The following is a 16,980-nucleotide window of genomic DNA, read 5'->3' on the forward strand; positions in this document are numbered from 1 at the left end:
CTATGAATCCTTCCCAAAGCTCCCTCCTGACTGCCGGCCTGAGGGACACGACCAGCGGCATCGGCGCCAAGATCCGCGGCGCCATGGCCGTGGGCAAGACCCGTTGGGGCATGCTCGCGCTGGTATTTTTCGCCACCACCCTCAACTACATCGACCGCGCCGCCCTGGGCGTCATGCAGCCGATCCTCGCCAAGGAAATGAGCTGGACGGCGATGGACTACGCCAACATCAACTTCTGGTTCCAGGTGGGCTATGCCGTAGGGTTCGTGCTGCAGGGACGGTTGATCGACCGGATCGGCGTCAAGCGCGTGTTCTTCTGCGCCGTGCTGCTCTGGAGCCTGGCCACCGGCGCTCATGGCCTGGCCACTTCGGCAGTGGGCTTCATGATCTGCCGGTTCATCCTGGGCCTTACGGAGGCCGCCAACTACCCGGCCTGTGTAAAAACCACGCGGCTGTGGTTCCCGGCGGGCGAACGGGCGGTGGCCACCGGTATTTTCAACGCCGGTACCAACGTCGGCGCCATGTTCACCCCGATGTTGCTACCGCTGGTGCTGCACGTATGGGGCTGGCAGGCCGCATTCCTGTGCATGGCCGCGCTGGGCGGCATCTGGCTGCTGTTCTGGGGCCTGAAATACTTCAATCCTGAAGACCACCCCACGGTCAGACAGTCGGAACTGGATTACATCCAGCGCGAAGTCGAACCGCCCCAGGTCCGCGTACCGTTTTCCCGGATCCTGCGCATGCGCGGCACCTGGGCCTTCGCCCTGGCCTACTCGATCACGGCTCCGGTGTTCTGGTTCTACCTCTACTGGCTGCCACCGTTCCTGAACCAGCAATACAACCTGGGCATCAACGTGACCCAGATGGGCATCCCGCTGATCATCATCTACCTCACCGCCGACTTCGGCAGCGTGGGCGGCGGCATCCTCTCCTCGTTCCTGATCGGCCGCGGCCTCGACCCGATCAAGGCGCGGCTGGTTTCCATGCTGCTGTTCGCCTGCTGCATCGTCGGCGTGATCATGGCCGCCGGTGCGAGCAACCTGTGGATGGCGGTGTTCGCCATCTCCCTGGCCATTGGCGCCCACCAGGCCTGGACCGCCAACATCTGGAGCCTGGTGATGGACTACACCCCCAAGCACATGATGAGTACCGTGTTCGGCTTCGGCGGCATGTGCGCCGCCATCGGCGGGATGTTCATGACCCAGCTGGTGGGTCACATCCTTACGGTGACCCATAACAACTACACCGTGCTGTTCACCCTGATCCCCGCCATGTACTTCATTGCGCTGATCTGGATGTACTTCATGGCGCCGCGCAAGGTGCCAACCCTGGAAAACTGATTAGCCATCGAGACTGGAACCCCACTCTGTGGCGAGGGGATTTATCCCGTCACCACAGAGCCCATCGTTCCCCGTTCCGGGCAGGTGCATCTACTTGCTCCGCTGCTGCCACGCCGCCGCCAACCCACTCAAGCAGATCAGCACGATCCCCGCCACGGTGGTCAGGGTCGGCGTATGGCTGAACAAAAGCCAGCCCAGCAGACCGGCGAACACGATCTGGCAGTATCCGAAAGGCGCCAGCAGTGCCGGGGCGGCAAAACGGAAGGCCTGGGTCAGCATCAGGTGCGCCGTCATCCCGCAGGCGCCCAGCGCCAGCATCATCGCGCCATGGAGCAGGCTCGGCACTTGCCAGAAGAACGGCACCAGCGCACTCATCACGATGGTATTGCACAACCCCGCGAAGAAATTGCTGGTGGTCGGACTGTCGATCTCACTGAGCTTGCGAGTGAGCAGCTGGTAGAAGCAGAAAAACAGCGCCGAGCAGAACGGCAGCAGTACCGCAGGGGTGAACAGGTCGCCGCCGGGATGGACAATGATCAGCACGCCGATGAAGCCGAAGATCACCGCGATCCATTGGCCTCGCGTCACCCGCTCGCCCAGTAACGGCACCGACAATGCGGTGACCAGCACCGGGGCCAGGAAGTTGACCGCGGTCGCTTCGGCCAACGGGATGTACTGCAGCCCCGTGGTGAAAAACAGGCTGGTCCCCAGCAGGCACAGGGCCCGAGCCAACTGCCACAGCGGACGCCTGGTGCGCAGGACACGCAGCCCGGAACGCGGCAGGAAGATTCCCGCCATCAGCAGGGTATGCACCACATAGCGCGCCCACACCACCATGACGATCGGATAGAAGCCCGAGAGGTATTTCGACAAGGCGTCGTGGCTGGAAAACAGAAAGGTGGCACAGACAATCAGCAGGATGCCCTTGAAGGCCTGGTTGACGCCGGAAAGCGGGGTGCTGACGGTCATGTGGATACCCTGCGTTGCGTGAAATGGAAAACACGGCGTGTCGGTACGCCGATGCGGAGCCCCGCCTGCGAGTACGCACTCAGCTGAACAACTCCGATGCCTGGCTCGCTTGCGACAACTCTTCGGCAAATGCCAGCAAGGTCGGGGCCAGTTCATGCAGCCGCGCCCGCGTCATCCTCGCGCTGGGCCCTGCAACGCTGAGCACGCCGACGACCCGACCGTCCAACGGATGTCGCACCACGGCGGCAATGGCCGACGTACCGACCGCCGAGCTTTCCTCGACACAGGCGTACCCCTGCTCTCGGGCGTTGCGCAGGTATTCGAGCAGCTCAGCCGGGCTGCGCGGAGCGTTCGGCCCCACCTGTGCCGGTACCGGCGCCGCCTGGCGTTCCACCAGCCCAAGGGCCTCGACGTCGCTCATGCTCGCCAGCCAGGCATGTCCCGACGCGGTATAGGACAGCGGAGCCTCACGGCCCATGTCCGGGTCGTAGCGCAAGCCGGACCGTGCGCCCTGGGACTTGGCGATCCAGGTCTGGCGATCCCCTTCGATCACGCCCAGGCGCACCAGTTCGCCACTTTCCCGGGCCAGACGATCGAGCACTGGCTGCACGATGTCGGCACCGCTACGGGAGAGGTAGCGAAACCCCAGGGCGACCAGCCGGGTCGACACGTGATAACGCAGGTTCTCGGGATTCTGCCGCACATAACCCAGGCGCATCAGCTCGGCGAGCAGGCGGTGGGTGGCGCTTTTCGGTATCTGCAGTTCTTCGGCCAGGCCCTGGAGCGGCCAGCCTCTAGGTTCACTGGCCAGGCTTTCCAGCACATTGAAGACCCGTTCGATTTGACTTCCGGCCATGGGGGTTCCAGATGAAAGATTGGTCGATTCTAAAATATGCTGAGTTTAATTCAAATTCTGGAACCGGGTAGAGGTTCGTGTCGATGAACCAAAACCGGCAATGGTTGCCTGAAAGCTTCAGAGAGCACTGGCGGTAAACCTGCCCAGCGACAACACTCTGCACACGGTCAATCAGAGGATTCCCACATGCTATGGAAAAAAGGTCGCCGCAGTGACAACGTGGTGGACGCCCGTGGTGATGGGGGCAGCTCAGGCGGAATGCGTTTCGGCGGTGGCAAGGGACTGAGCCTGACGGCCGTCCTGCTGATCGTCGGCATCGGCTGGATCACCGGCCAGGACCCCATGCAGATCCTCGGACAACTGGCCGGACAGATGGACCAGACGGCACCACCCTCCTCCCAGACCCGCCAGGCGCCACCGGCGAACGATGAAGAAGCGGAGTTCGTACGCTCGATCCTCGGCGACACCGAAGACACCTGGGGCCAGGTGTTCCAGCAGGCCGGGCGGCAATACCAGCAACCCAAGCTGGTGCTATTCAGCGGTCGGGTCAATTCGGCCTGCGGCCTGGCGTCCTCGGCCACCGGCCCGTTCTATTGCCCGGCGGACCGGCAGGTCTACCTGGACATGAGTTTCTTCAAGGAAATGTCCCAGCGCTTTGCGGCCGCCGGCGACTTCGCCCAGGCCTATGTCATCGCCCATGAAGTCGGACACCACGTACAGACGCTGCTGGGGGTGTCGGCGAAAATCCAGGAAGCCCGCCAGCAAGGTCGGCAGATGGAAGGGGACGGCGGTCTGCTGGTGCGTCAGGAATTGCAAGCCGATTGCCTGGCAGGCGTCTGGGCCAACCATGCGCAAAAGCGCCTGAACTGGCTTGAGCCGGGAGACGTCGAGGAAGCCTTGAACGCCGCCAATGCCATCGGCGATGACCGATTGCAGCAGCAAGGCCAGGGCCGCGTGGTACCGGATTCCTTCACCCACGGCACATCGGCGCAACGGGTGCGCTGGTTCAAGGCCGGGTTCGCCCAGGGCCAGGTCAGCCAGTGCGACACCTTCGCGGCGAAAAACCTGTAGATGAAGTGGATCGCATTGATCGCGCTGGTGCTGAGCGGCACCCTCGCCCAGGCAGACGAACACGCCGTGCACGCAGTCGCTCAAGGGCGACTGCAACTCAAGGGGGGCGCCATGGTCGTGGCCGTGGGCCCGCCTCCGGCCTCCATCCAACGGGTGCTGATCATCGTCCACGGCCGGCTGCGCAATGCCGAGACCTATCTGCACAGCGCCGAAAAAGCCGCCGGGCAGGCCGGGCAACTGGCCACGACCTTGATCATCGCCCCGCAGTTTCTCAACGAACAGGATGTGCTGCGCCACCAACTGCCCGCCGAACTCCTGCGCTGGCAAGGCAATGAATGGATGGCCGGCGGCTTGTCCACGGGGCCGCATCCGCTGAGCTCCTTCCAGGTGCTCGACGACATCGTGGCCCGGGTCAGTGACCGGCAGCAGTTTCCCGACGTGAAGGAGATCGTCATCGCAGGTCATTCCGGCGGGGCCCAGGTGGTCCAGCGCTACGCCCTGCTCGCCCGGGGGCCGTTCCGGATTTCCCCGCGCTTCGTCGTCGCCAACCCGTCTTCCTATGCCTATTTCGATGCGCAACGGCCCATGGCCTTCGCCCCCGCCAGCTGCCCCGGCTTCGACCAGTGGAAATATGGCCTGCAGAACTTGCCCGCCTATGCCGCCGGGCAGACGCCCGCCCAGCTGGAAGAGCACTACATCAAACGCGACATCGTCTATCTGTTGGGACAGCAGGACACCGACCCGGAGCATCCGGCGCTGGACAAAGGCTGCGAGGCCCAGACCCAGGGCCCGTATCGCCTGCTGCGCGGGCACTTCTTCTTCGACTATCTGACCCGACGTCATCCCGTTGGCCTGAACCAGCGGCTGATCGAAGTACCCGGGGTGGGGCATGACGGCGATGGGATGCTGACCTCGCCTGAGGGACTGAAGGTGTTGTTCGGGCAGTGAGTCTCGAGGAGACCGCCCTCCTCAAGCCAAAAGCAGGCGCTGCAACTCGAAACAATCGCGCGCATGCCAGTCAGCCAACTCCGGCCAAGGATTGTCCGGCAGGTTCACCAGCACCGTCCGTGCGCCCGCAGCGCGGCCGCAGTCCAGGTCGAAGCGGTAATCGCCCACCATCACCATCGCCTCGGGCGCGACGCGCCAGGCCTCGGCCAGCTTCAACAGGCCACCGGGATGCGGCTTGGGCGGTGCCTCGTCACGCCCCAGCACGTCCTCCACGGCGAAACAGTCGGCCAGGCCGATGGCTTCGAGGGTCACATGGGCCAACTCCCGGGCATTGCGAGTCAGGATTCCCAGGCGATAGCCACGCCCGGCCAGTTCGCGCACCAGCTCGACCGCGCCGGGGGCGGGCCGCGAGCCCAGCGCCAGGTCTCGCTCGTGCTCCAGCAGCCAGGCATGCTTGGCCGCGGCTTCGTCCGCCGGCAACGCCGCCAGGTGCGTCAGGATGTCGTCCTCGGGAGGAATCGCCAGGGCCACGCGAATCGCCGCGAAATCATGCACCGCGACGGTCAGCGTGCCGTCCATGTCGAATACCCAGTGGCGCACATCGGCCAGGCTCATGCCCAGTCCTTGCGATGACGGATCAGGCCTTCCTGGGTCACCGAGGCCACCAGCTGCCCGGCGCGGTTGAACACGCTGCCGCGGGAGAACCCGCGGGAATTACCGGCCCAGGGGCTATCCATGGCATAGAGCAGCCAGTCGTCGGCGCGCAGATCGGCATGGAACCAGAGAGCGTGATCGAGGCTGGCGACCTGCATATCCTTCTGCCACACCGACCGGCCATGGGGCAGCATCGAGGTGGTCAGCAAACCGAAATCCGAGGCATAGGCCAGCAGGTACTTGTGCAGGGCCGGCGAGTCCGCCAGGGCGCCATCGGCCCGGAACCACACGTATTTGATCGGATCGGCCGGTTGCGGGTTGTAGGGGTCTTTCTCGGTGACCGGGCGCACTTCGATCGGCTTGGGGCACAGCAGTTTTTCGCGCATGTGCTCGGGCAGCAGGTGCGCGCGCTGCTGGGTCAGTTCCAGTTCGGACGGCAGGTTTTCCGGCCCCACCACCTGGGGCATGGTGCTCTGGTGTTCGAAGCCCTGCTCGTCGTACTGGAACGAGGCGCTGCAGGTGAATATGGGATTGCCCTTCTGGATCGCCGTGACCCGACGGGTACTGAAACTGCCGCCGTCACGCACCCGGTCCACCTGGTAGACCACAGGCAACGCCGCGTCGCCGGGGCGCAGGAAATAGCCATGCATCGAATGCACATGGCGCGCTTCTTCCACGGTCTGGCTGGCGGCCGAAAGCGACTGGCCCAGCACCTGGCCGCCGAACAACTGACGGAACCCCAGGTCCTGGCTACGACCGCGAAACAGGTTTTCTTCGATCGGTTCCAGGGTCAGCAGGTCGACCAGATCTTCCAACACGTGGCTCATTCAGACTTTCCTCACACAGCACATACCGCGCAGTCTGTGCTGCGGCGGTGGATCGATTGTTGGCCCGGGCCACTCTGGCGGGCATTGTAAACGTCCGTGTCGGCTAACCGTGCAGGGTTTCCAGCCACTGCTCGCGATTGATGCGATAAAGCACATGGTGACGCAATGGATGACCGACGGCGAGTTTTGGATGCTCGAAATCATCGGCCGGGTCATGGTGCATGCCGATGGCCTGCATGACTTTCTGCGACGGCAGGTTATCCACGGCGGTGAATGCCACCACCTCCTCCAGCTGTAACTGGTCGAACCCACATCGCAGCGCCGTCCAGGCCGCCTCACTGGCATAGCCCAGGCCCCAATGCTCCCGGGCCAGGCGCCAGCCGATCTCGATGGCGGGCGTGAAATGGGCGTCGAACCCGACCACGCCCAGGCCGGTAAACCCGATGAAGGCGCCGGTGTCCTTGCGCTCCAGGGCCCACAAGCCAAAGCCGTGCTCGGCGAAATGGCCCCGCACCCGGCCGATCAGCGCGGCGCTTTCCAGCCGACTCAGGGGCGCCGGAAAATAGCGCATCACTTGCGGGTCGGCGGACATGGCGGCGAATTCCGGCAGGTCCTCGTCGCGCCATTGCCGCAACAACAGTCGCGGGCTTTCCAGTTCCAGTATCAGCTCCATCTTCACTCCCTTTCCATGCTCAGAGTCTACATCGCTGGTAGGATTCATTGCTCAATTGCCGCCGAAAACACCCATGTCACTGCCACTGATCTATCACGAAGACTACAGCCCCGAATTTCCGGCGGAACACCGTTTTCCCATGGACAAATTTCGCCTGTTGCGCGATCACCTGGTGGACAGCGGCCTGACCCGCGACGCGGACCTGTTGCGCCCGTCCCTGTGTCCGCCGCAGATCCTGGCCCTGGCCCATGACCGCGCCTATATCGAACGCTACATGGGGGGCGAGTTGTCTCGGGAAGACCAACGGCGGCTCGGCCTGCCCTGGAGCGAAGCCCTGGCCCGCCGCACGGTACGCGCCGTGGGCGGTTCGCTGCTGGCGGCCGAACAGGCTCTGGAACACGGACTGGCCTGTCATCTGGCCGGCGGCACCCACCACGCCCATTACGATCACCCGGCCGGCTTCTGCATTTTCAACGACCTGGCGGTCATCAGTCGTTATTTCCTGGCCAGCGGTCGCGTCTCGCGGGTGCTGATCTTCGACTGCGATGTGCACCAGGGTGACGGAACGGCTCGAATACTCCATGACACGCCGGACGCGGTAACAGTTTCCTTGCACTGCGAAAAGAATTTTCCGGCCCGCAAGGCCCACAGCGACTGGGACATCCCGCTGCCGATGGGAATGGGAGATGCCGCGTACCTGAGCGTGGTGGACGACGCCCTCAATTATCTGCTGCCGCTCTACCAGCCGGACCTGGTGCTCTACGACGCCGGCGTCGATGTGCACAAGGACGATGCCCTCGGCTACCTGAAGCTGACCGACGAAGGCCTCGCCGCCCGTGACGAAAGCGTGATGCGCCACTGCCTGGGACGCGACATCCCGGTGGTCGGCGTGATCGGTGGCGGCTACAGCAAGGACCGCAAGGCCCTCGCCCGACGCCATGGCATCCTGCACCACAGCGCACAAAAGGTCTGGGTGTCATCAGGCTGTCATTGAATGCTGGGCGCGTTACCCACAATGCCTGTGGAGCGGCCTGTGGATAACCTGAGTGAAATGATCTACAGGCTATGTCGCCTGTAGCTTGCGCACGCCTGGCTACTTTTTGATCACGCCTCCCGAGAACACCCAGTACAAGCCCGCTCCCACAAGGATCTGTGCTGATAGAATGCGCGGCTTATCCCCCAGCCTCACCAATCGCCATGACCCAAGCCCCCCAATCCGACACACCCAACATTGCCATCATCGGCGGTGGCCCCGCCGGCCTGATGGCGGCCGAGGTGTTGAGCCAGGCCGGCGTCCGGGTCGACCTGTACGACGGCATGCCCTCGGTGGGCAGGAAGTTCCTGCTAGCCGGTGTCGGCGGTATGAACATCACCCACTCGGAAGCTTTCCCGGCCTTTCTGTCCCGCTACGCCGAACGCGCGCCGAACCTTGCCCCCTTGCTGCGGGCCTTCGGGGCCGATGAGCTGTGCAGGTGGATCCACGGCCTGGGCATCGACACCTTCGTCGGCAGCTCGGGCCGTGTGTTTCCCACCGACATGAAGGCTGCCCCCCTGTTGCGCGCCTGGCTCAAGCGCCTGCGCGATGCCGGGGTGATGATTCATACCCGCCATCGCTGGCTGGGCTGGAACCCCGACGGCAGCCTGCGCGTAACCGCCCCGGACGGCGAAAAGACCCTCTTGCCCGATGCGACACTGCTGGCGTTGGGCGGTGGCAGTTGGTCGCGCCTGGGCTCCGATGGCGCCTGGATGCTGCCCCTGGAACAGCGCGGTGTCACCCTTGCGCCACTGCAACCGAGCAATTGCGGATTCGACGTGCAGGCCTGGAGCGATCTGATGATCAGCAAATTCGCCGGCGCTCCGCTGAAAAACATCGCCATCGGTTTGAACGACGATCTACCGCGCCTCGGCGAATGCGTGATCACCGCCACCGGCATCGAAGGCAGCCTGATCTACGCCCTGTCGGCACCGATTCGCGAAGCGATCAACCAACACGGCAGCGCGACCCTTCATCTGGACCTGTTGCCGGGCCGATCTGTGGATAAGATCCAGCAGGCCCTGAGCAAACCTCGCGGTTCACGCTCGATGGCCAAGCACTTGCACAGTCAGTTGGGGATCGACGGGCTCAAGGCCGCGCTGTTGCGCGAACTTACGCCCGCCGAATGCTTCGCTGACCCGGCACGCCTGGCCCAGGCCATCAAGGCTATGCCCGTCACTCTGGTAAAACCCCGTCCACTGGACGAGGCCATCAGCAGTGCCGGTGGCGTGGCATTCGAAGCCCTGGACGAACGCCTGATGCTCAAGCGGATACCCGGTGTGTTCTGCGCCGGGGAAATGCTCGACTGGGAAGCGCCGACCGGCGGCTACTTGCTGACGGCCTGTTTTGCCAGCGGCCGGGCAGCGGGGTTGGGGATATTGGAGTGGCTACAGCGCAAGAATTGATACCGCGACGCGCCCGTCGCGAACAGGCTCGCTCCCACAGTTCGACGGCGTATGCGATCCCTGTGGGAGCGAGCCTGCTCGCGATAGCGATCTACCAGACAAGGCACATCAAGGCTTGCGCTTACGCGGCCCGGTATTGAACACCGGCACTTTTCGCACTGGCTTGATCGACGGCTCCACAGGCGCCGAGTCGCCGCTGTCGACCCACTTGCCCAGGTTGCGCTTGCCACCGCCGCCCGAGACCTTCGGTTTCTTCGGCTTTTTCGGCTTCTTGATGACCTGGCCACTGGCATCGGTATCCGGCACCCGGTGCTCAGGCTCGAAATCCGGCTCCATCCGGCGCGACAAGGTCTGGCGTGTCAGCATCTCGATGGCCGACAACAGATTCACCTCATCGGCGCATACCAGGGAAATCGCTTCCCCGGTGGAGCCCGCCCGGCCGGTACGGCCGATACGGTGGATGTAGTCCTCGGCAACGATGGGCAGGTCGAAGTTCACCACCAGCGGCAGGTCTTCGATATCCAGTCCACGGGCCGCCACGTCCGTGGCCACCAGGATCTGGATCTCGCCCAGCTTGAAACGGTCCAGCGCCCGTTGCCGGGTAGCCTGGGGCTTGTCGCCGTGGATGCCATCGGCGTTGACGCCCAGGCCCTGGAGTTTCTCCACCAACGCATCGACCCCGTTGCGGGTCTTGGCGAACACCAGCACCTGTTTCCACTTGTTCTTGCGCATCAGGTGCACGAACAGTTCCGGCTTGCGCTTCTTGTCCACCGTCACCACCCATTGCTTGACGGTATTGGCGGCCACGTTGCGCGGACTGACTTCGATGCTCAGCGGATCGTTGAGCATCTGCCCGGCCAGCAGGCGGATCGCATCGGAGAACGTGGCCGAGAACAGCAGCGTCTGGCGCTTTTTCGGCAATGCCTTGTAGATATTTGCCAGTTCCTCGGAAAACCCCAGGTCCAGCATGCGATCGGCCTCGTCCAGCACCAGGGTCTGCAACTGGTTGAACTTCAGCGCGTTCTGCCGGAACAGGTCGAGCAGGCGACCCGGCGTGGCGACCAGCAGGTCGACGCCCCGGCGCAGCTTCATCATCTGCGGATTGATGCTCACGCCGCCGTACACCGCGTAGGTGCTCAGCGGCAGGTGCTGGGCGTACTGGCGAACGCTTTCGTGAACCTGCTCGGCCAGTTCACGGGTCGGCACCAGGATCAGTGCGCGCACGGAATTGGAAGCGACTTTCGGCCCCTCAGTGGTCAGCAACTGCAACAAGGGCACTGCGAACCCGGCAGTCTTGCCGGTGCCGGTCTGGGCCGCGGCCATCAGGTCGCGTCCGGCCAGCACGGCCGGCATGGCCTGGGCCTGCACCGGGGTCGGGGTCTGGTAACCGAGCGTCTCGAGGGCGCGCAGCAAGGGTTCGATCAGGCCAAGGGTGGCGAAAGTCATGGAAGTACCGTAGGAAAAATCAGCGCAAGGTGTGCAATGCGCGGCAGTTTACCTCAAATCAGGCTGCTGGCTTGGGCTTGCGCCACTGGGGAAGCCCGATCAACACCACGGCACTGATGATCACCAGCATCGCCACGGTCTCTTCGATGCCGATGCTTTCACCGGCAAACACGATTCCCAGCAGCACCGCCACCGCCGGGTTGACGTAGGCATAACTGGTGGCCGCCGCCGGACGCACGTGCTTGAGCAGATACATGTAGGCATTGAAGGCGATGATCGAGCCGAAACAGGTCAGGTACGCCAGGGCGAACCAGCCTTCCAGGGGAGGCATGCGGTCCAGGTGTTCGCCACTGGCGACACTGCCGATCAACAGCACCACGCCGCCCACCAGCATCTCCACGGCACTGGCCATTGCCCCCGCCGGCAGTGGCAAGTGCTTGCTCAGCACCGAGCCGAAAGCCCAGGATGCTGCCGCGAATACCAGTAACGTCGCGCCCAGGGGACTCGATTGCAGGTTGGACCCCAGGTTGAGCATCGCGATGCCGATCAGCCCCAGCACAATCCCCGCCCACTCCAGACGCGTATTACGAGCGCCCCAGAAATAGCCGCAGAGCAAGGTAAACAGCGGCACCGTCGCCACGGCCAACGCCGCTACACCAGAGGCCACGCCGGTATGTTCCGCGACGCTCACCGCGCCGTTGCCGAAGCTCAGCAACAGCACACCGATGATGGCCCCCGCCTTCCATTGCGCCCAGGTCGGCGCCGGCGCACCGCGCCAACGCAAGAAGCCGTACATCATTGACCCGGCAAGCACGAAGCGAATCCCGGCCAGCAGCAATGGCGGCCAGTGCTCGACGCCGATGCGAATCACCAGGTAGGTAGAACCCCAGATGACGTACAAGGCGAAGAAGGCTGCGATCAACGGCAGGGAAAAACGGCGTGTGCCAGGCATGGAGAGCTCGAAGTCAGGACAATGAGAGCCGCTATTCTAAAAAGGCGATGGACGGAAAATAAGCTACAAAACCTGTTTATCCAGGCCATACACTTTTCAAAGCAAGGAGATCGGCGCTATAAACCAGGCTTTCGAAAGCCACCCGAACTGGAAGCCGAACCGTGGATAAATACGACCGCATGCTCCTTGGCGCCTTGTTGGAAAACGGTCGTGCGTCCTACGCCGAACTGGCCCGCAAAGTGAACCTGTCAGCCCCGGCCGTGGCCGAACGGGTCAGCAAACTGGAGGCCAGCGGCGTGATCACCGGCTACCAGGCCAAGGTGGACATGGCCAAGATCGGCCTGCCGGTGCAATGCGTCATCGAACTGCGCATGAACCAGCACGGCAAGCAATCGACCTACGACGAGCTGTGCAAGATCCCACAACTGACCGAATGCCACCGGGTGACCGGCGATCCATGCGTCATCATGCAAGCGGCGGTCGGCTCCATGCCGGAACTGGAAGAGCTGATCAACCGTATCGCCAAGTTCGGCTTCAGCAAGACTTCGATCGTGCTGTCCAGTGCCATTGAAAAGCGCGTGCCGTTGGGGCACCTGGAAGGCAATGGGAAATGACACTGATCAACTGTGGAGCGAGCTTGCTCGCGATGGCGGAGTGTCAGTTACAGAGAAGCTGACTGATCCGACGCTATCGCGAGCAAGCTCGCTCCCATAGTTGTCCGGCGGTGTGCCTAAAAGCCGCGATGGCGCTTGAGATGCTCGTTGATCTTCGCCGCCGGCACTTTCTGCAAGCTGCACAGCAAATCATGGGACAACTCCCGCAACCCATGCTTTTGTCGCAACTCCGAGGCCAGGTGCGCGGTGAGGTTGGCGGCCATTTCGGCGTCGGCCATGGCCCGGTGGGCCTGGCCGGTATGGGGCAGGCCGGCGAAAGCGTTGAGCGTACCCAGCTTGTGGTTCGGCGCCGTCGGCATCAGGCGCCGGGCCAGCAACAGCGAACAGGCGAAGTTCTGCAGGCGGGTGCGTTTGATCCGCCCCAATTCGAAATCCCAGAATTTCTGGTCGAACGCGGCGTTATGGGCCAGCAGCGGCGTGATGCCGACGAACTCGTTGACCTCGTTCATCACCCGCTCGGCCGGCGGCGCGCTGCGCAGCATGGCATTGCTGATGCCGGTCAGTTGTTCGATGAACGCGGGCACCCGCACACCGGCATTCATCAGGCTCTGGTAGCGGTCGACGATGCGGCCCTGTTCGAGAATCACCACGGCGATCTCGGTGGCCCGGCAACTGCTGCTGGGGGTGATACCGGTGGTTTCAAAGTCGATGACTGCGATGCGTTCCAAACCCGTGTGAACTCCGTAACGATCAATTCTTGAGCAGCAACGCGCCTTCGATGGGCACGTAGCGACTGGCGGCGCGGATCAACGAGTTGGCCGTCAACCCCGGTACGCCATAGGCCACGGCCTGGACGCCGTGCTTGCGGATGATGCGTTCGAGCAGCATGTCGAAATCGCCGTCACCGGAAGCCAGCACCACTTCGTCGACGTGGTCGGCGGCGTCCATGATGTCGAGCGTGATGCCCACGTCCCAGTCGCCCTTGGCCGAACCATCGCTGCGCTGGATGTAGGGCTTGAGTTTCACGGTGAACCCCAGGTTGCGCAGGATCTGCTGGAATTGCTGCTGCTTGCTGTCACCGCGGTCGATGGCATAGGCATAGGCCTCGACGATCTGACCTTGCCTGCTGACATCGGCCCACAAGGCCGCATAGTTGAAATGGCAGCCATAGGCCTGGCGGACGGTGTAATAGAGGTTCTGGACATCGGCGAACACAGCGATTTTTTTCACCGCGGATCCTCTTGAATGCACAAGCGCGCAGGCTCTGGGTCAGGCCACCAGGCCCGAAAGGCGCCCAGTATGCCAGCCCCGGGGATCGTTCCGCGAATAATCGGTCCGAGGTGCCTGGCACCCCGGACGAATGGCGGGCTCAGACGAAGGAATCGTCGTCGCCGAAGAAAGACGAATCGTCGCTGTAGTCCGCGTCGCTGAAACCGTCCTGGTCACTGCCCCAGCTCTGGTTGTCGGCGACGCGCTGCTCGTCGCCCCAGCCGCTGTCGCCGCCACCGGTGTCATTGACCGGCTGGGCCGGCTCTTGCTGGAGAATCTCGACGATTTCCTGAGGCTGCTGGCTGTTATGGAAAAGGCTGCTGATGCCCTGTGCCAACATCACGCCACCGGCCACGCCCGCCGCGGTTTTCAGGGCGCCGCCCAGGAAGCTGCTCGTCGCCGGGGCCTGCTGCTGCGGCGCGCCGTAGCCAGCCGCAGGCGTGCCGAAGCCCTGTTGGGCCGGGGCGCTATTGAAGGACGGGCGCGCAGGTTCGCGCCAGCCGCCGGAAGCCGGAGCGACCGGAGCGACCGGAGCCGGAGCCGGCCGGGAATCGCGGTTGCCGCCGAAAATGCTCGAGAGAAAGCCACCACCGCCGCTGGGCGCCGCGCCCTGGTTGCGGGCATTCTGCAGGTCGGCCTGCAATTGTTCCACCTGCTGGGCGAGCTGCCGATTCTGTTCGTCGAGGCGCTTGATCGCCGCCTCCTGCACCAGGATCGCCTGGGCCATGAAATAGCCCGCCGCCGGCTGGTTGACCATATGCTCCTTGATCCGCGCCTCGGCCTGGGCATCGCGCGGGGCTGAGTCCTTTTCGGCCTGTTGCAGCCGTGAAAACAGTCCATCGATCAGGGTTTGTTCTTCGCTGTTCATGGCGACCTCATCAGATTGCCGGGTAAAAAACCATGCCGGTCCCGCAGGACCGCTGCCAGCCAGTAATGGGGCTCGCCGGGAAGGTTTCAATGCTCTTTACCAGATGTTTACGTTTGCTTGTGCGCTGGCTTGATCGGTTAAAGTGTCAGACCGCTTTGTTGAACTGCGATACCGACCCATGAATCCGTTAGACGTGCTGCGCGACTCCCTGTATTTCTTCAAGCGCCATCTGGGCCGGATTGCCGGCTTGTGCCTGCCCCTGGTGATACTCGAAGCCGTGCTGCAGCAAGGCGTGGACAGCGCCGTCGGTCCCGACGGATTTCCTGGCTACAGCCTGATCGTCGGGCTGCTGGTATATCCGCTGTACACCGCTGCACTGATCCTGTTTCTCGATGCACGCAGCCGCGGCGAATCGCCCCGCGCCCGTGACCTCCTGGCCGCCGCCCTCACCCTGTGGCCACGCTTCGCCGTGCTGACAGCCCTCAACACGCTGCTGATCCTGCTGGGTATCTCGCTGTACCTGCTGCCGGGCCTGTGGCTGATGGTGACGCTGGCATTCAGCGAATACCTGCTGGTGCTCAGGGGCCTGGCGCCCCTGGCGGCGATGAAGCAAAGCCTGCGCATGAGCCGCGGTCGCTTCTGGCGGATCCTGTTGTGCATTCTTGGCGTGATGGGCCCGCTGTGGCTGCTCAAGGGGGCCAGCGTCTCGGTGTATCCGCCACCGCAGAACCCCTGGGTCACCTTGCTGATCGACAGCGTCCATAGCTTCCTGCAGCTGTTCACCAGTGTGGTGCTGTTCCGGATGTTCATGCTGATCGAAGAAAAAACCGACAACTCGTGACAGGTGCCATGCAGGTATCGGGGTTGGGCCTGGGAAGCGCTCTCGGTTATGCTCGGGATCACTTTTGCGTACCGCCCAAAGCCGAGCCATGACCCGTTTACTGCGCTACACCCTGCTGGGCCTGCTGTCGATCCTCTGCCTGGCCGCCCTGTCGATCTACAGCCTGACCTGGCGTCCGCAGGACCGGGAAACCCTGCCGGTCAGCTGCACTGCCAATGCGGCGCCGCTGATGCCCGGCCAGGCCTTGAAGGTGATGACCTGGAACGTCCAGTTCCTGGCGGGCAAACGCTATGTGTTCTGGAACGACCTGGCCCGGGGCGACGATGAAAGCCCGACCCTGGAAGACATGGCCTTCAGCCTCGATGAAGTGGCACGTGTCATCCGCGACGAGCAGCCGGACATTGTCCTGCTCCAGGAGCTGGACAACGGCGCCAAGGCCAGCGACTACCAGAACCAGTTCAAGTTGCTGCAAGAGCGGCTCGCCGATCTCTATCCATGCAGCACCAGCGCCTTCGACTGGAAAGCCGACTTCATCCCCAACCCGCGGATCTTCGGCAGCGTCGGCCGGCAACTGGCGACGCTCAGTCGCTACCGCATCGACCACGCCGAACGGGTGCAACTGCCCGTTGCCAACGCCAATGTCGTCAGCCGCCAGTTCCAACCCAAAAATGCCTTGCTCATGAGCTACCTGCCACTCAACGGTGGCGGTCAGTTGGCAGTGCTCAACACCCATCTGGAACGGGCTGACGAGTCGGATGAAACCCTGCCCAAGCAGGTCGCGGCCGTGGCCAGGGCCCTGGACAGGCTCGAATCGGCAGGCACGCCCTGGATGATCGGCGGCGACTTCAACCTCCTGCCCCTGGGCCAGTACCTGCGCCTGCCGGTCGAACAACGCACGCCCTATTCCGCAGACAGCCCGCTGCATCTGCTATGGGACAAATACCCGATGATTCCCACCAACAACGAGGCCAGCGGCATCGACCGCAAGCACTGGCTGACCCACTATCCGAACGACCCCGGCCTCAACGGCCCCGACCGCACCGTCGACTACCTGTTCTACAGCCCGCAGATCAAGCGGGTCGCAGCCAGGGTGCGGCAGGACGATACCTTGCGCATTTCCGACCATCTGCCGGTGATTGCACGGTTCCTGCTGCCGGCATCGCCTTGACCCAGGCCGCATCGCCGCCACAACTGGACCTGCGCCGGGGTCAGC

18 protein-coding genes are annotated in these 16,980 nt (G+C 63.5%); 8 read left to right on the forward strand and 10 right to left on the reverse strand.

Going from position 1 to position 16,980, the window contains the following annotated elements; translation table 11 throughout:
- The first annotated feature begins 2 nt into the window (after positions 1 to 2).
- Positions 3 to 1,340: an MFS transporter gene (locus tag AC1M7R_RS07360; RefSeq protein WP_072395995.1), complete on the forward strand. Its 1,338-nt coding sequence runs from the start codon at positions 3 to 5 to the stop codon at positions 1,338 to 1,340.
- Between the two features lie 90 nt (positions 1,341 to 1,430).
- On the opposite strand, the gene AC1M7R_RS07365 is transcribed toward AC1M7R_RS07360, so the two are convergent.
- Positions 1,431 to 2,309 (reverse strand): DMT family transporter, encoded by an 879-nt coding sequence (locus AC1M7R_RS07365; RefSeq protein ID WP_072395974.1) that lies wholly within the window; start codon positions 2,307 to 2,309, stop codon positions 1,431 to 1,433.
- A gap of 79 nt (positions 2,310 to 2,388) precedes the next feature.
- A complete protein-coding gene (locus AC1M7R_RS07370) occupies positions 2,389 to 3,165 on the reverse strand; it encodes an IclR family transcriptional regulator (protein WP_072431383.1) in 777 nt (258 codons plus the stop codon).
- 186 nt (positions 3,166 to 3,351) lie between these two features.
- Here AC1M7R_RS07370 and ypfJ point away from each other — a divergent pair, with 186 nt between their 5' ends.
- Positions 3,352 to 4,236 carry a KPN_02809 family neutral zinc metallopeptidase gene (gene ypfJ / locus AC1M7R_RS07375; protein WP_072395952.1) on the forward strand — a complete coding sequence of 295 codons (885 nt, stop codon included), beginning with the start codon at positions 3,352 to 3,354 and terminating at the stop codon, positions 4,234 to 4,236.
- Positions 4,237 to 5,184, forward strand: a complete 948-nt coding sequence (locus tag AC1M7R_RS07380) for an alpha/beta fold hydrolase (protein WP_072431384.1) — start codon at positions 4,237 to 4,239, stop codon at positions 5,182 to 5,184.
- Between the two features lie 21 nt (positions 5,185 to 5,205).
- On the opposite strand, the gene AC1M7R_RS07385 is transcribed toward AC1M7R_RS07380, so the two are convergent.
- The 3 genes from AC1M7R_RS07385 to AC1M7R_RS07395 form a co-directional block, all read right to left on the reverse strand.
- Positions 5,206 to 5,799: an HAD family hydrolase gene (locus AC1M7R_RS07385; protein ID WP_072395948.1), complete on the reverse strand. Its 594-nt coding sequence runs from the start codon at positions 5,797 to 5,799 to the stop codon at positions 5,206 to 5,208.
- Positions 5,796 to 6,665, reverse strand: coding sequence for an acyl-CoA thioesterase II (gene tesB / locus AC1M7R_RS07390; RefSeq protein WP_072395946.1), 870 nt, complete (start codon positions 6,663 to 6,665; stop codon positions 5,796 to 5,798). Before tesB ends, AC1M7R_RS07385 begins: the two co-directional genes overlap by 4 nt.
- A 103-nt stretch (positions 6,666 to 6,768) precedes the next feature.
- On the reverse strand, positions 6,769 to 7,338 hold the full coding sequence (locus tag AC1M7R_RS07395) for a GNAT family N-acetyltransferase (RefSeq protein WP_072395944.1): 570 nt from the start codon (positions 7,336 to 7,338) through the stop codon (positions 6,769 to 6,771).
- A gap of 73 nt (positions 7,339 to 7,411) precedes the next feature.
- Here AC1M7R_RS07395 and AC1M7R_RS07400 point away from each other — a divergent pair, with 73 nt between their 5' ends.
- Entirely contained in the window at positions 7,412 to 8,332 is a 921-nt protein-coding gene (locus AC1M7R_RS07400) for a histone deacetylase family protein (protein ID WP_072395942.1), read from the forward strand.
- A 203-nt stretch (positions 8,333 to 8,535) separates the two neighbouring features.
- Entirely contained in the window at positions 8,536 to 9,777 is a 1,242-nt protein-coding gene (locus AC1M7R_RS07405) for a TIGR03862 family flavoprotein (RefSeq protein ID WP_490610323.1), read from the forward strand.
- Positions 9,778 to 9,885: 108 nt separating this feature from the next.
- Here AC1M7R_RS07405 and rhlE1 read toward each other — a convergent pair whose 3' ends face one another.
- On the reverse strand, positions 9,886 to 11,223 hold the full coding sequence (gene rhlE1, locus AC1M7R_RS07410; protein ID WP_072395938.1) for an RNA helicase RhlE1: 1,338 nt from the start codon (positions 11,221 to 11,223) through the stop codon (positions 9,886 to 9,888).
- 58 nt (positions 11,224 to 11,281) lie between these two features.
- On the reverse strand, positions 11,282 to 12,175 hold the full coding sequence (gene yedA, locus AC1M7R_RS07415; RefSeq protein WP_072395936.1) for a drug/metabolite exporter YedA: 894 nt from the start codon (positions 12,173 to 12,175) through the stop codon (positions 11,282 to 11,284).
- A gap of 161 nt (positions 12,176 to 12,336) precedes the next feature.
- Here yedA and AC1M7R_RS07420 point away from each other — a divergent pair, with 161 nt between their 5' ends.
- A complete protein-coding gene (locus AC1M7R_RS07420; RefSeq protein ID WP_072431388.1) occupies positions 12,337 to 12,789 on the forward strand; it encodes an Lrp/AsnC family transcriptional regulator in 453 nt (150 codons plus the stop codon).
- Positions 12,790 to 12,905: 116 nt separating this feature from the next.
- Here AC1M7R_RS07420 and AC1M7R_RS07425 read toward each other — a convergent pair whose 3' ends face one another.
- The 3 genes from AC1M7R_RS07425 to AC1M7R_RS07435 form a co-directional block, all read right to left on the reverse strand.
- On the reverse strand, positions 12,906 to 13,517 hold the full coding sequence (locus AC1M7R_RS07425) for a 3'-5' exonuclease (RefSeq protein ID WP_072395925.1): 612 nt from the start codon (positions 13,515 to 13,517) through the stop codon (positions 12,906 to 12,908).
- Positions 13,518 to 13,539: 22 nt separating this feature from the next.
- On the reverse strand, positions 13,540 to 14,019 hold the full coding sequence (locus AC1M7R_RS07430) for a LabA-like NYN domain-containing protein (protein WP_072395923.1): 480 nt from the start codon (positions 14,017 to 14,019) through the stop codon (positions 13,540 to 13,542).
- A 139-nt stretch (positions 14,020 to 14,158) separates the two neighbouring features.
- Positions 14,159 to 14,926: a DUF2076 domain-containing protein gene (locus tag AC1M7R_RS07435; protein ID WP_072395920.1), complete on the reverse strand. Its 768-nt coding sequence runs from the start codon at positions 14,924 to 14,926 to the stop codon at positions 14,159 to 14,161.
- 178 nt (positions 14,927 to 15,104) lie between these two features.
- Here AC1M7R_RS07435 and AC1M7R_RS07440 point away from each other — a divergent pair, with 178 nt between their 5' ends.
- On the forward strand, positions 15,105 to 15,767 hold the full coding sequence (locus tag AC1M7R_RS07440) for a YciC family protein (protein WP_072431390.1): 663 nt from the start codon (positions 15,105 to 15,107) through the stop codon (positions 15,765 to 15,767).
- Positions 15,768 to 15,855: 88 nt separating this feature from the next.
- Positions 15,856 to 16,935 (forward strand): endonuclease/exonuclease/phosphatase family protein, encoded by a 1,080-nt coding sequence (locus AC1M7R_RS07445; protein ID WP_072395916.1) that lies wholly within the window; start codon positions 15,856 to 15,858, stop codon positions 16,933 to 16,935.
- The last annotated feature ends 45 nt before the right edge of the window (positions 16,936 to 16,980 follow it).

The organism is Pseudomonas sp. MS01C9, assembly GCF_058202755.1.